The organism is Granulicatella sp. WM01, assembly GCF_004570605.1.
GTDB lineage: Bacteria > Bacillota > Bacilli > Lactobacillales > Aerococcaceae > WM01.
The window spans coordinates 22,865-38,693 of the sequence record NZ_SPPB01000005.1; the positions used below are offsets into that span (position 1 = coordinate 22,865).

Consider the following 15,829-nt stretch of genomic DNA (forward strand, 5'->3'; position numbering starts at 1 on the left):
AGCAAAATAAAAAGCACCACGTATGTGGTGCGTAAATATTATTGTAAACCGTATTTTTTGTTGAATTTGTCCACACGTCCGTCTGCTTGAGTGAATTTTTGACGTCCTGTATAGAACGGATGAGAATCTGAAGAAATCTCAACACGGATTAATGGATAAGTATTGCCATCTTCCCATTCAACAGTTTCGTTTGATGATTTTGTTGAACCAGATAAAAATTTAAATCCTGTTGTAGTATCCATGAAAACAACAGATTGATATTTTGGATGGATATCTTTTTTCATGTTTATTCGCTCCTTTTGCCCTGAATTATTTGCTAAAACAGAGTTATTTCTTGTTTCAATATAAAATTTAAACAACATTTAGATAATACCACGTAATATAAGGAATTGCAACTAAAAATAAATAAATCTCGGAAAATATCTTTTATCAATGCAAAACGGGACTGGACATTGTAAAGATTTTGTAAAGTATTGCACTATTTTTTGCGTAAACTCTATTTTGAATGTATAATTAAAGTAAACTAAAAGTAAGGGAAACTAAGTATGTGTGCTTAGTCAGGGGAATTATGTCAGAAAAATTAGCAATAAATCATAAAAAATGTAAGGAAAATAAATTAGGTAAACAAGGAAAAATTATTGGTATTGTTGATATTGGGTCAAATACAATTCGATTTAATATTTATCAGGTAACTACTCAAAAACGAGCACTCTTGTTTACAAAAAAAACATTTGCAGGATTGTCATCTTATATTGAAAATCACGTATTACACAAATCAGGGGTTAAAAAAGTTGTTAAAACGTTAAATAACTTTGGGCAAGTATTTCATGCCTTTAATGTTGATGAAGTATTTGTATTTGCTACGGCTGCATTGAGAAATGTGAATAATTCAATAGAAGTAGTCAAAAGCATCTATGAACAGACTGGTATTGAAGTACACGTGTTAACAGGAAAAGAAGAATCTAAAATGGATTATTTTGGCGCATGTTTAGAAGTTGATGTTAAAGATTCGTATATTATAGATATTGGTGGAGGATCAACAGAAGTGATTACTTGTCAAAATTCAAACTATAGTGACGGATTTTCTATTCCTTACGGATCACTAAATCTCTATAAGCAACATGTTAATGCAATTTTTCCAACAAGGACGGAAGCTATCCAGATAAGACATTTGATAAGAAAAGAGCTAGAGAATTCTCCACTTAAACGATTAAATATGACAACTTTATACGGTATTGGTGGCACAATACGTGCTAGTGGAAATTTAATTTCTGAATTGTACTATACGGATAATCATAAATATTTTTCTAAAGAACATTTAAATCATTTAATTGATGGATACATCAATCAAGAGGGTAAAGTATTAAAAACGGCACTTCAAGTTGCTCCAGATAGATTACATACGCAAACAGTCGGCATGCTAATCTTAGATGAGGTCATGGCATATTTGAATATTCATGATGTCCATGTGCTGAAAAAAGGTATTCGAGATGGGTATCTTGATACTGTATTAAAGCAATATTATTAATAAGGGAGTGGGAGTATGGGGAATGACTATACATATACACAAAATAGAGAAATATCGTGGCTGAAATTCAATGAACGTGTTTTAGAAGAAGCACTAGATAAAGATGTGCCATTATTTGAGAAATTGCGATTCATTCAAATTTTCTATTCAAATTTAGATGAATTTTGTATGATTAGAATAGGGTCTTTGTCTAATTTAGAAAAGGAGCACAGTAAAGATAGAGATAATAAATCAAATTTGATAGCAAGCGAACAAATGGATTTGATTTTTGATAAAATCCATTATTTGTATAGAAAAAGGGATAAGATTTTTAAAGCTATTGAAAAAGAATTTAGAACCAAAGGAGTCTATCATTTAGAAGTTGATGAATTGACTAAAAGTCAAATTAAAGCCTTGTCTACTTATTTTGAAACGGTACTTGTCCCTGCTTTAAATCCACAAGTTATAGGAGTAGATCACCCATTACCGTTTTTGGAAAACAAAAAAGAGTATATTTTATATGAATTACTCTCAAAAGAAACAAAGACGAAATATGCTATTTTGCCTATTCCTGATAGTTTACCTAAAATTATTCCGTTAAAATCAGATATTGGTCATTTCTTTATGATGACATCTAAAGTTATTGATTATTTTTCTGAAGAGTTTTTTAAAAAGTATAAAATAGTGTCTAAAACATTATTTAGAGTAACACGTAATGCGGATTTATCTGCTGATGATGAATTGGATTATGATGAAGATGATTATATTGCACACATGAAGAAAATTTTGAGTAAACGAAAGCGATTGCAAGCTGTTCGTATAGAAGTTAGCGAGTATCTTTCCGATAAAGTGAGGCATTTTTTAACAAAACATTTAGACCTTCATGCTAAGCAAATTTTATATAGTCGTAGTCCTCTAGCTATGGATTATGTGTCTGAATTAAGAAAAAGCCTTTCTAATGAATTTTTTCAGCAAACAACTTTCCCAACGCATTTTCCACGAACAGCCAAAGACTTAGGGTTAGGATCACATGTGATGAAAAAAGTTAGAGAAAAAGATGTGCTATTAAGTTATCCTTATGATAGTTTTGAGCCTTATTTGAAATTGCTAGAGGAAGCATCAGAAGATGCACGTGTTTTTTCTATTCAAATTACGATTTATCGTTTAGCAAAAAATTCTAGAATTATTACACATTTGCAAAAAGCAAGGCAGAATGGCAAAGAAGTCACGGTCATTATTGAACTAAGAGCAAGATTTGATGAACGGCATAATTTAGACAATGCTAAAATCTTATACGATTCAGGGTGTCATATCATTTATGGAATGGCAGGATATAAAGCACATTCAAAAATCACATTGATTACTTTAAAAGAAAAAGATAAATGGAGTTACATTACGCAAATAGGGACAGGAAATTATAATGAAACAACTGCAAATTTCTATTCTGATTTTTCATTGATTACAGCAAATCAAAGAATTGGAGAAGATGCTAGTGCGTTTTTTAAAAATTTTTTAATGGGAAATTTACACGTCCATTATCAAGAGTTGTTGCAATCACCACGAAATTTAAAAGACAAATTATTAGAAGAAATTCGTATTGAAACAACAAAAAAAGAAGATGGATATTTATTTTTTAAAATGAATTCATTAACGGATAGAGATTTTATTGATGCCATTAAGCAAGCAAGTCAGCAGGGTGTAAAAGTTAAACTTATTATTAGGGGGATTTGCTGCTTATTACCGGGTATTCCGGGAAAAACAGATAATGTGGAAGTCATTAGCATTGTAGGTAGATTTCTTGAACATGCAAGAGTATATATTTTTGGAAAAGATGCATCTTCACGCATGTACATAGGATCGGCAGATTTAATGACACGTAATACTGAAAGACGAGTAGAAATTTTAACGCCTATTTTAGACAATGAGATTAAGGCACATATTTTAACCTTTATGAATTTACAATTTTCAGATAATGTAAAAGCTAGACGCTTAAAAAGTAATGGTGATTATGAGCGTATTCTTTCGGAAGAGCAGCCTCCATTTACTGCACAAAAATATTTAATGGAACATGCTTTGAGTACGTATCGCTCAAAACCATCAAGTTTTTTTGAAAAATGCTATCAGTTTTTACAAAACATGTTGAAAAAATAGTCGTTCTGTCCATTTTTGTGGTATAGTATACGTATTAACGATATGGAGGACTATTATGAGTGAAGTTGCTGTTATTATGGGAAGTTATTCAGATTGGGAAACAATGAAATATGCATGCGAAATTTTAGATGAGTTACATATTTCGTACGATAAGCAAGTTGTTTCTGCACATCGCACCCCTGATTTGATGTTTGAATTTGCACAACAAGCTAGACAAAAAGGTTATAAAGTGATTATTGCTGGAGCAGGGGGGGCTGCACATTTACCTGGAATGGTAGCAGCTAAAACAACATTACCTGTTATTGGTGTTCCTATTAAATCTCATACTTTGAATGGTGTGGATTCCTTACTGTCCATTGTACAAATGCCAGGAGGTGTTCCTGTAGCAACGATGTCTATTGGAAAAGCGGGTGCTATTAATGCTGGATTATATGCAGCACAAATACTTAGTGCATTTTCTTCGGATATTGAGCAACGTTTAGAAACTAGACGTTTAGATATGAAACAACAAGCGATAGAAAGTAGTGAACGTTTATATGATTAATCCATTCCAACAAACAATCATTGGCATTATTGGAGGAGGACAGCTTGGAAAAATGATGGCGCAATCTGCCAAGAAACAAGGGTATCGTGTTATTGTATTAGATCCACAAATTGATTGTCCAGCCTCTCAAGTGTGTGACCAACATATTGTTGCACAGTACAATGACAAAATAGCTTTAAAGCAATTGTCTGATTTGTGTACGGTTGTGACGTACGAATTTGAGAACGTTGATTGCCAAACTATTAAAGAAGCGATTGATGAACAAAAGTTTCCACAAGGGACAAAAGTATTAGAAATTTCTCAAAATCGCTTGTTTGAAAAAGAATTTTTAACACGGTGTCACATTAATATTGCGCCTTATCAAGCGGTTTTATCTCCACAAGACTTAGACAAAGCCATTGAAAAAGTAGGATACCCATGTGTGTTAAAAACAACTCGTTTCGGATATGACGGAAAAGGGCAAATTGTGTTAAAAGGTATAGAGCAATTGCATTCAGCAAGAGAGCTAGCACAACAATCAGAATGTGTCTTAGAAGGCTGGGTTAATTTTGAAAAAGAAATTTCACTTATGATTAGTCGGAATATAAATGGCGAATGTTCTGTTTTTCCTGTGAGTGAAAATCATCATCGTCATAATATTTTGCATACATCATGTGTTCCTGCACGCTTAAATGAGGGAGTAGCTGCTAGAGCAAAACAGTATGCTGAAGTCATTGCAAATGAATTACAATTGGTTGGTACGTTAGGGATTGAATTTTTTGTTGGTATAGATGATAAGCTATATGTGAATGAGTTAGCCCCTCGTCCGCATAATTCAGGACATTATTCCATTGAAGCATGTAATTTTTCTCAGTTTGATGTATCTATTCAAGCGATTTTAAATTTACCTATGCCTAATATTACATTGCATTCTCCAGTTGTGATGATTAATGTATTAGGTCAACATATTGAGAATGTATATCGTTTGAAAGCACAAAAAGCAAATTGGCATTTTCATGATTATGGTAAGTTAGAAAGTAAAGAAAATAGAAAAATGGGGCATATTACGATATTAACAAAACATATTGACGATACGCTGCTGGCTATTAACAACACGCATATTTGGGATTAATAAGGGATTTGGGGTATAGTAGAGGAGAGAGGAAAATGAAAGGAAGTAAACCAAGTCATAAAAGAATGATCTATACAGTAATTGCTTCTTTATTGTGTGTTACCATTGGGATAAGCGTATTACTCATGCGTTCGTTTGAAACCTATCCGCATTTGAAAGAGGCTAATCGTGTATATAATGGAACAAATACGCATGTGAATGATAATAAAAATATAATTGTATCCGTTGCGATGGTAAATATTCTTGATGATACGCATCAACAAGTGGATTATTATCTTGCCTTAACAGAGGATAAGTATTTTGTTATTGTTGAATTACCTAAGGGAGATCAAACGTTCAATACATTAAAAAAAGATAATTTTAATGTGTTAGATAAACCGTATCAACTCGTAGCACGTCAGAAAACATTAGATGCATCAATGCAGAATAGTTTAAAAGCACGTTTCTCAAATACATCTCTTAAAAAGAGAATGAATATCCATTCTTTAGTGTCTGTTCCGGCGTTTCATGATTCTCAATTGAGCTTGTTAATCATTGGCATTAGTACACTTACGCTTGGAGTATTAGGATGTGTAGCTTGTGTGATAGGGTGGATAAAAAGTAGACAATCCTATCGTTTATTATGTGGCATTTATCCTGAATTGCAGAAAGATTTTTCGTCGATAAAAACGAATTCAGCATATTATGATGCAACATTGGAGATTAGTGTGTATAAACAACATCTTATATTTATGAAAAGAGGTGTGCAGTGTTTTAATTTGAGTCAAATTGAGGAACTGGAATATCAGATAACATCTGTATTTGGTGGTGGAACAAAGGTGCAAGTATATTCTTTTCTGCTGTTAGTCAATACATCAACCATAGAAGTGTCAGATAAAAAACTGGAAAAAGTATCTATTTATCAACAAAAATATAAAGATGCTTTTCATGCTAATCTTCAGGAATTTTTGGGATTTATCGCTGGACATTACACGCACATTAAATTAGGGAATTTAGAAGATTATAACTTGGATTGTGATACACAGGTCGTCCCAAACGATAGTGAATGTGTTAATGTAGAAGATAATCCTAGTATGCAAGGAAATAGAGAAGATACGCAGTAGATTAAAAAAGTATTTAAGCATCATCTGAATGATATGTTTAAAACTGTGAGAAAACAACGTTCATAACTGTTGATTTCTCACAGTTTTTGTTATTTGGAAAGTTTTTCCTGTCTTTTTTCTTGTAGAGACAGGATATGATGAGGGGGGAAGATCTTATCATAGTAAATATTAAAAGGCATACAATTTTCTTCAAAAATACTTTAAATTAAAGAATGTCCAAATAATATAAAATGTTGCTAGGCTGGAAAAATATGTGTATTGATATGTTTGGGTAAAGATTGCGAATATAGGGCAAATGTAGAATACATTTAGGAATAGGCTATTTTTGTGATATAAAAACTATGTTTATAGATGAATTATTTAATGTGGAATGCCGTATAAATAGAAAGCTATTTTTATCTGTGAGTTGGATTAAAAAATGGGAAATGTTTGTCCTTTTTTATGAAAAGTCTTTAAATTATTTGCCTTTTGCATTATAATTAGTGTGTTAAATAATAAAAAAACGAATAATAAAAAATAATATGGTTTAAATAGTTCGTAAAAGGATAAGGTGATAAAGTGGATAAACGTATTTTTGTCAAGAAAAAAGAAGCGTATAATCAAGAGTCGTATAAGTTAGCTGAACAGTTGAATGAAACGTATAAATTAGGGTTAAAAAAGGTTGATGTTTATATTGTGTACGATATTTATCGTATTTCAGAAGAAACATATCAAAAGGCAAAGACATCTGTTTTTGCAGAGGTTATGGTAGATGATGTGTTTGAGGAGCTTGACTTACAAGAAGGGTATTATTTTGCTTATGAAACATTGCCTGCACAATACGATCAACGTGCTGATAGTGCTAATCAATGTTTGTCTTTATTAGATACGCAAACAGAAGCATACGTACGTAGTGGGAAAGTCATTGTGTTTGATAGACAATTATCGCATGAAGAATTGCAGTACGTTTATCAAGAATTGGTTAACCCAATTGAGTCACAACAAAAGGATATGTCACGATTATCTTTTTCTATTGATTCAACACCTAAACCTTTAAAAGATTTGACAGGATTTAATCAATTTGATCAAGATGAGTTACAATCTTTAAAAGCCGAATTATCTTTGGCAATGACGATTGAAGATTTGGTGTTTATTCAAAACTATTTTATGACAGAACATAGAGATCCTAGTGAAACAGAGTTAATGGTTTTAGACTGTTATTGGAGTGATCATTGTCGCCATACAACGTTTGAAACAGTTTTAGATGATATTACTATTCAATCTGAATTGTTCCAACAGGAGATGCAACAGGCTTTTGATACGTATGTATCTATGCGTGAGGAGTTAAATAGCCAAAAACCGATTACTTTAATGGATATGGCAAGTGTTGTTGGAAAATATCATCGTGCTGTCTTAAAAGACTCAACAATTGAGGTGAGTGAGGAGATTAACGCTTGTTCTTTCTTTACAACTATAAAAAATAACGGTGTAGATGAAAAATGGTTAATTCAATTTAAAAACGAAACGCACAATCATCCAAGTGAGATTGAGCCGTTTGGTGGAGCAAGTACCTGTATTGGTGGTGCTATTCGTGATCCGTTGTCTGGGCGTAGTTATGTGTATCAAGCGATGCGTATTTCAGGAAGTGGAAATATTTTACAAAAAAGAGAGGAAACTTTAGCGTATAAGTTGCCACAAGTGAACATTTCAACAGGTACAGCTCATGGGAATTCTTCGTATGGTAATCAAATTGGTTTAGCAACAACGTATGTGCGTGAATTATATGATGATAGTTATGTAGCTAAACATATGGAAGTCGGGGCGGTTGTAGGTGCAGTTAAAGAGGGTGCATTTAAACGTGAAAGTCCACAAGCAGATGATATTGTTATTTTAATTGGTGGACGTACTGGACGTGATGGTATTCAAGGAGCAAGTGGATCGAGTATTAGTCATACGAACCAATCGTTAGAAACAGCTTCAAGTCAAGTCCAAAAAGGAAATGCTCCAGAGGAAAGAAAAATTCAACGTTTATTCCGTAAGCCAGAAGTGACAACATTAATTAAAAAATGTAATGATTTTGGTGCTGGAGGTGTTTGTGTAGCTATTGGAGAGCTTGCTGAAGGAATTGAAATTCATTTAGATAAAGTATTGGTAAAATATAATGGATTGAATGCAACAGAATTAGCAACTAGTGAATCGCAAGAGAGAATGGCAGTTGTCATTGACCCTAAAGACTACGACACATTTATTCAAGAGTGTGAAAAAGAAAATATTGAGCATGCACATGTTGCAACGATTACGAATAGACGACGTTTAGAAATGTATTATCATGGACAAAAAGTTGTTGATATGGGAGCAGATTTCTTAGCTACAAGTGGGGTTAGACAACATGCTAAAGCTTGCCTAGTAGATAATCATGCTGGTAATCCGTTTGAAGATAAAACTATCAGTAAAGAGGCTATTTTGTCTGAGTTAGCATCTTTAAACGTGACATGTCAAAAAGGTTTAGCACAACGATTTGATTCGTCTGTTGGTGCAACTACTGTATTAATGCCATTTGCTGGGAAACATCAGTTAACGCCGGTTCAGGCTAGTGTTCAAGCATTACCAACATTACATTCAACTAGTGATACGGCAACTATTTTGACGTATGGATTTATTCCTAAGTTATCACATTACTCTCCGTTTTTATCTGCTATTTATGCAGTTTTAGAATCAGTAGCTAAAGTGTATGCAGTGGGTGGAACAAAAGAAAGTCTTTATTTCTCATTCCAAGAGTATTTTGAGAAACTTGGAAAAGATGCGAAAAAATGGGGTAAAGTGACACAAGCCTTACTAGGTAGTATTTATGCCCAAGCAGAAATTGGTCGACCAAGTATTGGTGGAAAAGATAGTATGTCAGGTTCATTTAATGAGTTAAATGTTGTTGAAACTTTAATTTCTTTTGCGTGTGTACCTGTTAAAATTGCTGATGTGATTACACCAGAGCTTAAACAAGTAGGAAATGAATTGTACTATATTCCAGTTATTAAAGATGAACGTGGGTATCCAAATATTAGTGCAACATTAGAACAATACGAGCAAGTACATCAGTACATTAAAGACGGAACAGTTGTGTCGGCTTATGTTCAAGATGAGGGAAGTATTGTGGCTAGTTTAGTGAAGATGGCACTTGGAAATGGTCTAGGATTTACAGTTAAAAAAGATAGTATTTTAAATTTTGAGCCAGCATCTTTAGTGGTAGAGGCAGTAAAACCATTGCCGTTTGAAAAATTGGGTGAAGTGAGCCAAGATATTTCTGTTAATGGAATCACGTTCACTGAAGATGAGGTTTATACAGCGTATACGCAAACGTTACAGTCTATTTATCCGCTTTATCAAAATGAAGATAAAGGAGCATGCGAAAATTTAGTGCAGCCTCAATCTATTAAACGTTACTATCCAGAATATGTGGAGCATGTTAAAGTGGTTATTCCTGTGTTTCCTGGAACAAACTGTGAGTATGATACAGAAAAAGCATTTATTCAGGCTGGTGCCTATCCACAAACTGTTGTTATTCGGAACAAAAAAGAGCATGATATTGAGCGCTCTATTGATGCATTTGTTCAAGCCATTCAAGAGGCACATATCATTTGTTTCCCTGGAGGGTTTTCAAGTGGAGATGAGCCGGACGGTAGTGCTAAATTTATCGTGAATGTGTTGAGAAATGAACGTGTGAAAGAAGCTATTCATAACCATCTAGCCCAACAAAAATTAATTTTAGGAATTTGTAATGGATTCCAAGCCTTAATTAAGTCAGGATTATTGCCTTATGGAGAAATTAAACCGTTACAAGATAGGGATTTGACATTACATCATAATGTAAGTCATCATCATATTTCGACAACTGCTCTAACACGAGTAGCAAATACAAATTCTCCATGGTTACAAGACTTTACATTAAACCAAATTCATGAAGTGGTATTCAGTCATGGAGAAGGGCGTCTTGTTGGTCAAAATATCGAACAATTTAAACATTTAGCGGCTTTCCAATATTGTGACTTTGACGGGCAAGCAAGTATGCATGGCAAATTTAATCCGAATGGTTCTGTGTATGCTATTGAGGGACTAATTAGCGAAAATGGTTTGATTTTAGGAAAAATGGGACATAGTGAACGTTACGGAGAGCAATTGTATAAAACAAATACGATTAAAGGAACACAGTCTATTTTTGCCAATGGTGTGAATTATTTTAAAGGAGAGGGGCAATAAAGATGAAACTACTATATGAAGGTAAAGCAAAACAATTATTTGAAGTGGAAAATGAGCAAGAGATTTATGTGCATTATAAAAATAGTGCCACAGCTTTCAACGGTGTAAAAAAAGAAGAATTTGAGAAAAAAGGTGTGTTAAATAACACAATTAGTGCATTGATTTTTGAGCATTTAGAAAAGAATGGTGTTCGCACCCATTTTATTAGAAAAGTAAATGATACTGATCAAATTTGTCAAAAGGTAACTATTATTCCACTAGAAGTTATCACACGTAATCTTGTTGCCGGATCCATGGCGAAAAAATATGGGTTAGAAGAAGGCAAAAAATTAAGTCAACCTGTTTTTGAGTTGAGTTATAAAAATGATGAGTTGGGTGATCCTCTTATTAATGATGATCACGCTATTGCACTAGATATTGTGACACAAGAAGAACTGGCCGAAATTAAACAACAAACCCATCGTATTAATACAGTATTAAAAGATCTCTTTTTACAAGCTGGGTTGGTGCTGGTCGACTTTAAAATTGAATTTGGCAAAACACATACAGGCGATATTATTTTGGCAGATGAAATTTCTCCAGATACATGTCGATTATGGGAAGTGAATACTGGTGAAAAATTAGATAAAGATCGCTTCCGTAGAGATTTAGGTTCTGTTATGGAGGCATACGAAGAAGTATTAGGGAGATTAGAACATGCGAAATCTTAATGAAGAATGTGGTGTATTTGGTGTTTGGAATCATTCTAATGCCAATCAAATAACCTATTTTGGCTTACATAGTTTGCAACATCGTGGGCAAGAAGGTGCAGGAATTGTCGTAAGTAATGGTGAACGTTTAACAGGGCATCGTGATGAGGGCTTAATTGCAGAAGTTTTTAAAGATAATGCTAAATTAGACAAATTAACTGGAAATGCTGCTATTGGTCATGTTCGTTATGCGACGTGTGGAAGTGGTGGTGTGCATAATGTTCAACCGTTTTTATTCCATTTCCATGACATGAGTGTAGGGATTTGTCATAATGGAAATTTAGTTAATGCAACATCTCTAAGAAAATCTTTGGAAGAAGATGGTGCAATTTTCCATTCGTCTTCTGATACTGAAGTAATGATGCATTTAATTAGACGTAGTAAAGCTAGTACTTTTGAAGAAAAATTTAAAGAAAGTTTAAATGTTGTAAAAGGTGGATTTACTTATTTAATGCTAACTAAAGATGCGTTATACGGAGCAGTAGATCCGAATTCATTGCGACCTTTAGTAATAGGACAGATGAAAAATGGAGCATACGTGGTTTCAAGTGAAACATGTGCGTTTCATGTTGTTGGTGCTAAATATATTCAAAGTGTGCAAGCTGGTGAGTATGTCGTTATTACCAATGATGGTATACGTACGGAAAAATATACTACAGACACTACTGTAGCTATCTCGGCTATGGAATATGTATATTTTGCACGTCCGGATTCTAAAATTGCAGGTGTTAACGTCCATACATCACGTAAAAAGGCAGGACGCTTGTTAGCTAAAGAAAGTCCTGCTGTGCAAGCTGATATGGTTATTGGTGTGCCAAATTCATCATTATCTGCTGCTACTGGATATGCTGAAGAAAGTGGATTACCTTATGAAATGGGATTGATTAAAAATCAATATGTTGCTCGTACATTTATTCAACCAACGCAAGAATTACGTGATCAAGGTGTACGTATGAAACTTTCTGCTGTTGAAGATGTTGTTAGTGGAAAAAGTGTTGTTATGGTTGATGATTCTATTGTACGTGGTACGACAAGTAAGCGTATCGTACAAATTTTAAAAGAAGCAGGTGCTAGGGAAGTACATGTGAGGATTGCGTCTCCAGAATTTTTATTCCCTATCTTTTATGGGATAGATGTATCAAATAGTGCAGAATTAATTTCAGCTCATAAAACTGTTCAAGAAGTATGCGAATATATTGGTGCAGACTCTTTAGAGTTTTTAAGTGTTGAGGGATTAATTGATGCTATTGGCTTAACGTTTGATGCACCATATAAAGGTTTATGTATGGAATGTTTTACAGGAGATTATCCAGCCGGATTGTATGACTATGAAACGCGTTATTTAAGTGGATTAACACCAATTCAAAAAAATTATTTGGCGAATCATAAACAATATTTTAACAGAGAGGGGAAACAATATGTCTAATGCGTATAAGAGTGCAGGTGTAGACGTTCATGCCGGATATGAGGCTGTGGAGCGTATGAAAAAACATGTGCAAAAAACAAATCGTCCGGGAATTATGGGAGCTCTTGGAGGCTTTGGAGGAGTATTTGATTTATCTAGTCTACAATATAAACAACCGCTCCTTGTATCAGGAACAGACGGTGTAGGGACTAAATTATTGTTAGCCATTCAGCAAAAAACATACAACACAGTAGGGATTGATTGTGTTGCCATGTGTGTGAATGATATTGTAGCCCAAGGTGCTGAACCGTTATATTTCCTTGATTATATTGCCGTTGGAAAAAACCAACCACAAATGATTGAAGATATTGTAGAAGGTGTTTCACAAGGATGTATTCAAGCTGGTGCGGCATTGATTGGTGGAGAAACTGCTGAAATGCCAGATATGTATGCACATGATGATTTTGACTTAGCTGGTTTTGCAGTCGGTGTTGTTGAAAAAGACAAACTTATTGACAAAGGGCAAGTTAAAGCTGGAGATGTTTTAATTGGGTTACAATCTAGTGGTATTCACTCAAATGGTTATTCTCTAGTTAGAAAAATCTTTTTCAAAGACAATGATTATACATTAGATAGCCAATTCCCAGAGTTGAGTCATTCTTTAGGGCAAGAGTTACTCGTGCCAACACGTATTTACGTAAAAGAAATTTTAGCTTTACATCAACAAGAGTGTGTACATGGTGTAGCACATATTACAGGAGGGGGATTTATTGAAAACATTCCTCGTATGTTGAGTGATGAATTAACTGCTAAAATTGATATGGATAGTTTCGAGATTTTGCCGATTTTTAAAGTGATGCAACGTGTCGGAAAGTTAACACAAACAGATATGTTAGGGACTTTCAATTTAGGTATTGGTATGGTTGTAGCTGTTCCAAGAGAAAAATTAGAACAGGCTAAAGACATCTTGAAAAATAGTGAGATAAAACATTTTGTTATTGGAGAAGTGATTGACAAAAATCAACCTAGTCAGTATGAGGGTAAAGAGGTTATTTTATGAGAATAGCAATTTTTGCCAGTGGGAATGGCTCGAATTTTGAGGCTATTGCAAAAGCTGTTGAAGAAAAAAGATTGTCTGTACAGATTGCTAGTGTCGTATATGATAAAAAAGATGCTTATGTGCAAACAAGGGCAAAAAAATATAATATTCCAGCTTACTATTTTAATTTTTCCACTTATCAGAGTAAAGAAAGTTATGAACAAGCAATTTTAGAACAATTAAAACGTGATAAAGTAGATTTTATTGTATTGGCAGGATATATGAAATTTATTGGTCGTGTGCTTTTGCAGGCATACCCAAATAAAATTTTAAATATTCATCCGTCACTCTTACCACAGTTTCCTGGTAAGAGTGGGATTGCTGATGCTTTCAAGGCTAAAGTGAGCCAGACAGGAGTGAGTGTCCATTTAGTAGATGAAGGTATTGATACTGGACCTATTTTGAAACAAATGTGTGTATCAATTGATAAAGAGGATACGTTAGAGAGTTTAACAGAAAAAATTCATCGCATAGAGCATCACTTATATCCTTTAGTTATTCAAGAATATAGTGAGAAATTATTCAAACAGTTAACAAATAAAGCAGATGACAATCTACAATAGAAAGGAAGATAATGTATGAACATTCTAGTTGTTGGAAGTGGTGGACGAGAGCATGCAATCGCAAAAACATTGGCAAATTCTCCTGTGACTAAGCATGTATTTTGTGCTAAAGGAAATCCTCGTATGGTACAAGACGGTATTGAATTAGTTGATATTAGTGAGATTGACGGAGAAAGTCTTGTTCAATTTGCAAAAGAACAGCAAATAGACTGGACATTTATTGGTCCAGAATTGCCATTATTTCACGGAGTAAGTGATGCTTTTGAACAGGCGGGATTACGTGTGTTTTCTCCGTCTAAAGCGGCGGCTAAAATTGAATATTCAAAAGATTTTGCTAAACAGCTGATGGTAAAATATCATGTGCCAACTGCAAAATCAGCTACATTTTCATCTTTTGATTTAGCTAAAGATTATGTGTTAGAGCACGGAGCACCGATTGTTATTAAAGCAGATGGATTAGCTGCTGGAAAAGGTGTCGTTGTTGCCATGAATACGGATGAAGCATTAGAGGCATTATCATTTATGTTGTTAGACGGAGCATACGCTAATCAAGACGATGTTGCAAAGGTAGTGATTGAGGAGTATTTAGAGGGTGAAGAATTTTCATTGTTTAGTTTTGTTAATGGTGAAAAAGCCTATTTTGCAGGGATTTCTCAAGATCATAAACGAGCATACGACCATGATTTAGGACCTAATACTGGTGGTATGGGAGCATATTCTCCAGTTCCTCAATTTTCACAAGAGGTTATTGATGAATGTATGGCACAAGTTGTTTATCCTATTATCAAAGGGATGAAACAAGAAGGGTGCGCATATAAAGGTGTTCTATACGCTGGGCTAATGATGACTAAAGGCGGCGTTAAAGTCATTGAATTTAATGCACGATTTGGAGATCCTGAAACGCAGGTTGTTCTTCAAAGATTGAATAGTGATTTAGCTACTATTATTGATGATATTTTGCAAGATAAAGAGCCTGTTATTGAATGGAAGCAAAATAGTATAACTTTAGGTGTCGTTGTTGCAGCTAAAGGGTATCCTAGTCAATATGAAAAAGGTTTCTCATTAGGAAAATTAACGCCAAGAGATTCAGAGCAAGTGCAACTATTTGCTGCAGGTGTGAATGGAAATCAAGGTGAGTATATTGCAAACGGAGGACGTCTGTTTTTAGTATCTGCTACTGAAGAAACAGCCCATAAAGCACAAAAGGTTGTATATGATTATTTGCAAGAGCATACAATAGAGGGAACTTTCTATCGTCATGATATTGGGTATCATGTTGTTAATTGGGAAAAAAAGTATAGTGAATAATATCAGTTATATTCATTCAGTGATGATTGGGAAAAATCAAAACATTGATATGTTTAAAA

12 protein-coding genes are annotated in these 15,829 nt (G+C 34.0%); 11 read left to right on the forward strand and 1 reads right to left on the reverse strand.

Annotation, left to right across the window (positions count from 1 at the left end):
• Positions 1-38: 38 nt before the first annotated feature.
• A complete protein-coding gene (locus tag E4T68_RS01575; protein ID WP_135123456.1) occupies positions 39-284 on the reverse strand; it encodes a type B 50S ribosomal protein L31 in 246 nt (81 codons plus the stop codon).
• 284 nt (positions 285-568) lie between these two features.
• Between E4T68_RS01575 and E4T68_RS01580 the strand changes: the two genes are divergently transcribed.
• From E4T68_RS01580 to purD, 11 genes are all read left to right on the forward strand, one after another.
• Complete coding sequence (locus tag E4T68_RS01580; RefSeq protein ID WP_135123458.1) at positions 569-1,528, forward strand: hypothetical protein; 960 nt, start codon at positions 569-571, stop codon at positions 1,526-1,528.
• A 15-nt stretch (positions 1,529-1,543) separates the two neighbouring features.
• Entirely contained in the window at positions 1,544-3,658 is a 2,115-nt protein-coding gene (gene ppk1 / locus E4T68_RS01585) for a polyphosphate kinase 1 (protein ID WP_135123460.1), read from the forward strand.
• A 55-nt stretch (positions 3,659-3,713) separates the two neighbouring features.
• Positions 3,714-4,202 carry a 5-(carboxyamino)imidazole ribonucleotide mutase gene (gene purE / locus E4T68_RS01590; RefSeq protein ID WP_135123462.1) on the forward strand — a complete coding sequence of 163 codons (489 nt, stop codon included), beginning with the start codon at positions 3,714-3,716 and terminating at the stop codon, positions 4,200-4,202.
• A complete protein-coding gene (gene purK / locus E4T68_RS01595; protein WP_135123464.1) occupies positions 4,195-5,313 on the forward strand; it encodes a 5-(carboxyamino)imidazole ribonucleotide synthase in 1,119 nt (372 codons plus the stop codon). Before purE ends, purK begins: the two co-directional genes overlap by 8 nt.
• 35 nt (positions 5,314-5,348) lie before the next feature.
• Positions 5,349-6,416 (forward strand): hypothetical protein, encoded by a 1,068-nt coding sequence (locus E4T68_RS01600; RefSeq protein WP_135123466.1) that lies wholly within the window; start codon positions 5,349-5,351, stop codon positions 6,414-6,416.
• Between the two features lie 558 nt (positions 6,417-6,974).
• Positions 6,975-10,646: a phosphoribosylformylglycinamidine synthase gene (locus E4T68_RS01605; protein ID WP_135123468.1), complete on the forward strand. Its 3,672-nt coding sequence runs from the start codon at positions 6,975-6,977 to the stop codon at positions 10,644-10,646.
• 2 nt (positions 10,647-10,648) lie between these two features.
• Positions 10,649-11,356: a phosphoribosylaminoimidazolesuccinocarboxamide synthase gene (gene purC / locus E4T68_RS01610; RefSeq protein ID WP_135123470.1), complete on the forward strand. Its 708-nt coding sequence runs from the start codon at positions 10,649-10,651 to the stop codon at positions 11,354-11,356.
• Entirely contained in the window at positions 11,343-12,821 is a 1,479-nt protein-coding gene (purF, locus tag E4T68_RS01615) for an amidophosphoribosyltransferase (protein ID WP_135123472.1), read from the forward strand. Before purC ends, purF begins: the two co-directional genes overlap by 14 nt.
• The gene (gene purM, locus E4T68_RS01620; protein WP_135123474.1) at positions 12,814-13,860 is read left to right on the forward strand and encodes a phosphoribosylformylglycinamidine cyclo-ligase; all 1,047 of its coding nucleotides are present in this window, start codon (positions 12,814-12,816) and stop codon (positions 13,858-13,860) included. Before purF ends, purM begins: the two co-directional genes overlap by 8 nt.
• The gene (purN, locus tag E4T68_RS01625; RefSeq protein WP_135123476.1) at positions 13,857-14,462 is read left to right on the forward strand and encodes a phosphoribosylglycinamide formyltransferase; all 606 of its coding nucleotides are present in this window, start codon (positions 13,857-13,859) and stop codon (positions 14,460-14,462) included. The genes purM and purN overlap by 4 nt, the downstream gene beginning before the upstream one ends.
• Positions 14,463-14,477: 15 nt before the next feature.
• Positions 14,478-15,770, forward strand: coding sequence for a phosphoribosylamine--glycine ligase (gene purD / locus E4T68_RS01630; RefSeq protein ID WP_135123478.1), 1,293 nt, complete (start codon positions 14,478-14,480; stop codon positions 15,768-15,770).
• Positions 15,771-15,829: the final 59 nt, after the last annotated feature.

Bases quoted from the DNA above. Each gene is read 5' to 3' on its own strand.
- purF (WP_135123472.1), top strand. From the start codon at position 11,343: ATGCGAAATCTTAATGAAGAATGTGGTGTATTTGGTGTTTGGAATCAT.
- E4T68_RS01600 (WP_135123466.1), top strand. From the start codon at position 5,349: ATGAAAGGAAGTAAACCAAGTCATAAAAGAATGATCTATACAGTAATT.
- purC (WP_135123470.1), top strand. From the start codon at position 10,649: ATGAAACTACTATATGAAGGTAAAGCAAAACAATTATTTGAAGTGGAA.
- purN (WP_135123476.1), top strand. From the start codon at position 13,857: ATGAGAATAGCAATTTTTGCCAGTGGGAATGGCTCGAATTTTGAGGCT.
- purD (WP_135123478.1), top strand. From the start codon at position 14,478: ATGAACATTCTAGTTGTTGGAAGTGGTGGACGAGAGCATGCAATCGCA.
- ppk1 (WP_135123460.1), top strand. From the start codon at position 1,544: ATGGGGAATGACTATACATATACACAAAATAGAGAAATATCGTGGCTG.
- purM (WP_135123474.1), top strand. From the start codon at position 12,814: ATGTCTAATGCGTATAAGAGTGCAGGTGTAGACGTTCATGCCGGATAT.
- E4T68_RS01580 (WP_135123458.1), top strand. From the start codon at position 569: ATGTCAGAAAAATTAGCAATAAATCATAAAAAATGTAAGGAAAATAAA.
- E4T68_RS01575 (WP_135123456.1), bottom strand. From the start codon at position 284: ATGAAAAAAGATATCCATCCAAAATATCAATCTGTTGTTTTCATGGAT.
- purK (WP_135123464.1), top strand. From the start codon at position 4,195: ATGATTAATCCATTCCAACAAACAATCATTGGCATTATTGGAGGAGGA.
- purE (WP_135123462.1), top strand. From the start codon at position 3,714: ATGAGTGAAGTTGCTGTTATTATGGGAAGTTATTCAGATTGGGAAACA.